Source organism: Pantoea sp. CTOTU49201, assembly GCF_032054795.1.
In the GTDB taxonomy this organism is placed as follows: Bacteria; Pseudomonadota; Gammaproteobacteria; order Enterobacterales; family Enterobacteriaceae; genus Pantoea; species Pantoea symbiotica.
The window spans coordinates 1-2,414 of sequence record NZ_DAMBSA010000545.1; the positions used below are offsets into that span (position 1 = coordinate 1).

Below are 2,414 nucleotides of genomic sequence, written 5' to 3' on the forward strand. Positions count from 1 at the left end.
GCGGTGCTGAAATGAGCCTGACCACCGCTTTCCATCACTATTTCTGTGATTGCGATCGCTGTGTGCTGGATACCACTTATCGCTTTAACGATCGCATTGGTGAAATTGCCAATCGCTTTGTGCAGCAAAACCCGCACCAGCTGCGCAAGCCGTTGAACAGCTTGAGCAAAGGCAATAAAAAATCGGTGACCTTGCTGCCACAGGATCAACTGGAAGCGCTGTTCGATAAACTGAGCGGTTATGCCAAACCCGATGAGCGCGTGCTGCTGCTGGCGCGTTACCACCATTTGCGCCCCGCAATCCTCGATAAAGCCAAAACGCGCTGGCCAAAGTTAAAGCTGGATTTTATGACCATTCATGCCAGCAAAGGGCAACAGGCGGATTTCGTTATTGTGCTGGGGCTGCATCAGGGACGCGACGGGTTCCCGGCAGAAGCGCGAGAATCCATCATGGAACAGGGTTTGCTGCCGCAGCCGGAAGATTTCCCGGATGCGGAGGAGCGGCGGCTGGCGTATGTGGCGATGACGCGCGCGCGCCAGCAGGTATGGCTAATGTTTGATAAAGATCGGCCTTCGGTATTTGTCGAACACCTGCGCGAGTTAGGTGTGCCGCAAAGTCGTAAGGCCTGATGATTAGGGTTTCAGACGTTCGGCGAGATAACGCTGATAATCTGGAATCTGAATCTCAATCTGCTGGGCAAATTTCGGTGACTGAATAATAAAGTCTGCGGTGGTGCGGTTATTGGCCACCGGGATATTCCACACCGTGGCGAGGCGCAGCAGCGCTTTGACATCCGGGTCGTGCGGCACCGCATTCAGCGGATCCCAAAAGAAAATCAGCACATCAATTTTGCCTTCCGAGATCAACGCGCCCACTTGCTGATCGCCGCCCATCGGGCCGCTCAGCATGGCGTTTACGTCTAATCCAGTATGACGATTAATCAGATTGCCGGTGGTGCCGGTAGCGTAAAGCACATGCTGTTGCAGCGTGCTTTGGTTGATTTGCACCCATTCCAGCAGCGAGGCTTTGCAGTGATCGTGTGCAACGAGGGCGATATGTTTCTGAACCTGAAGGGTACGAACGGTCTGCTCCATAGGGCTTCCTGTTTCTTCTCATGCATTATGTGTTAATGCAGGAGTTTACCCCTGGCGTTTCATCACTATCAACTTGTGCGTAAGGTTTTCATCCAGCTAATAAAACGCAGACGTGTGGCGGCATCAAAACGCTTGAACCAGCCTTGCAAAGAGGGGAGATCGCTAACGTCCTGCCAGGCGTAATCCATATTCAACTGCGCCTCGCTGGCACTGAGCGAATGTAAGGCAAAACGTGGAACCGAAGCGGCGTGGGCATCACGATTATAATTCACCATCGCCTTTTCGAAATCGTTATCACTTTCCTTCGGCAAATGGTCGCGCAGGCTGGTGATCTCCATACCGCGTTCATCAATCAGCTGGAAGTTGAGCGTTTTGTCGAAGGTGGTGCGTTCGCGACGATTATTGAGTGCGGGCAAGCGAATCGCCACTGAATGGGCATTGGCGTTAAAGGTGACAATCATGGGCACGGATTGAAAATGCGCGGCGTCAGCGCCCGGTTTTTCCACACGAAACAGAAACTGATGCTGCCCACGCTCCAGCTCAAGGCTGCCAGCACCTTTCAGCAGTGAGCCTGAGATTTTACGCCCGTCCAGCACCAGCAGTTCGATCTCGGGATCGAGCTTGAGAGTGATGGCCTGGCATGAGGCTGATACGAGCAACAGCAGTAAACCCGTAGCAGTTAAAGACAGCTTCATTTCAACTCCCGGCAGAAGGGGGTAAATCGATTATGTGTAGCAAAGTATTACATTATGGCAGTAAATTTACATTTTTACATATTTATTCGTGCTGCTGCGCAAAGTTCTCGTGCCCGGCAGTTGCAGCCTAATGCGCAATGCCATCTACACTTAAGCGAATGAACCAGGAGAAAAAAGATGAATGATCAAACGATTCGCGATGTGCTGACTAAAACCAAACGTATCGCGTTAGTGGGCGCCAGCGACCGCCCCGATCGCCCAAGCTATGGCGTGATGAAATACTTGCTCGATCAGGGATACGACGTGATTCCAGTGAGCCCTAAACTGGCGGGTCAACAACTTCTTGGTCAAACCGCTTATGCCACGCTGGCGGATGTTCCTGGAAAAGTGGATATGGTGGATGTGTTTCGCAATGCCGAAGCGGCGTGGGGGGTAGCGCAGGAAGCGATTGCCATCGGTGCAGACACGTTGTGGTTACAGCTGGGCGTGATTAATGAGCAAGCGGCGGTGCTGGCGCAGGACGCGGGTATGACCGTCGTGATGGATCGCTGTCCAAAGATTGAAATTCCGCGGCTTGGTATCACGCGCTAAAACAAAAACGGCGACCTGAGTCGCCGTTGTCATT

At 52.6% G+C, this 2,414-nt stretch carries 4 protein-coding genes; 2 read left to right on the forward strand and 2 right to left on the reverse strand.

Annotated features, from left to right (window positions below; all coding sequences use genetic code 11):
• Positions 1-629 (forward strand): 3'-5' exonuclease (locus RTY00_RS23515; protein ID WP_312666573.1); only part of this gene is annotated, 629 nt, incomplete at its 5' end.
• Positions 630-632: 3 nt separating this feature from the next.
• Here RTY00_RS23515 and RTY00_RS23520 read toward each other — a convergent pair.
• Together RTY00_RS23520 and RTY00_RS23525 are read right to left on the reverse strand one after the other, a co-directional pair.
• Positions 633-1,094 (reverse strand): methylglyoxal synthase, encoded by a 462-nt coding sequence (locus RTY00_RS23520; RefSeq protein WP_061717079.1) that lies wholly within the window; start codon positions 1,092-1,094, stop codon positions 633-635.
• Between the two features lie 68 nt (positions 1,095-1,162).
• Positions 1,163-1,789, reverse strand: coding sequence for a DUF2057 family protein (locus RTY00_RS23525; RefSeq protein WP_312666574.1), 627 nt, complete (start codon positions 1,787-1,789; stop codon positions 1,163-1,165).
• Between the two features lie 177 nt (positions 1,790-1,966).
• On the opposite strand from RTY00_RS23525, the gene RTY00_RS23530 reads away from it, so the two are divergent.
• Complete coding sequence (locus tag RTY00_RS23530; RefSeq protein ID WP_154181458.1) at positions 1,967-2,380, forward strand: CoA-binding protein; 414 nt, start codon at positions 1,967-1,969, stop codon at positions 2,378-2,380.
• Positions 2,381-2,414 lie beyond the last annotated feature (34 nt).

Coding starts and splice junctions, on each gene's coding strand:
- RTY00_RS23525 (WP_312666574.1), bottom strand. CDS start 1,789: ATGAAGCTGTCTTTAACTGCTACGGGTTTACTGCTGTTGCTCGTATCA.
- RTY00_RS23530 (WP_154181458.1), top strand. CDS start 1,967: ATGAATGATCAAACGATTCGCGATGTGCTGACTAAAACCAAACGTATC.
- RTY00_RS23520 (WP_061717079.1), bottom strand. CDS start 1,094: ATGGAGCAGACCGTTCGTACCCTTCAGGTTCAGAAACATATCGCCCTC.